At 59.3% G+C, this 204-nt stretch carries 1 protein-coding gene; it reads left to right on the forward strand.

The annotated features are described in order from the left end of the window. The coding region (locus PMM47T1_RS29490; protein ID WP_008376020.1) for a DUF3304 domain-containing protein at positions 1 to 204 on the forward strand (204 nt) is incomplete at both ends.

Raw genomic sequence — 204 nt, forward strand, 5'->3', positions numbered from 1 at the left:
GAATGCGGGGGCATCCGGGCATTGGAATGAGCAGCCATTCAGTGACGCCTGGCGCCTGAAGATGCGCGCTCATCGGGCTAAGTACACCCGCCACAGCGCCTGGGTTGAGGTAGTGCCCTACGACAAGCTGGGTGTTGTAAACGTGCATTTCCTCCCCTGCGACCAGATAGCAGTAGGCGCTTCGATTTACCGGCCTGGCATGAA

Origin of the sequence: Pseudomonas sp. M47T1 (genome assembly GCF_000263855.1) — a bacterium.
Classification (GTDB): Bacteria; Pseudomonadota; Gammaproteobacteria; order Pseudomonadales; family Pseudomonadaceae; genus Aquipseudomonas.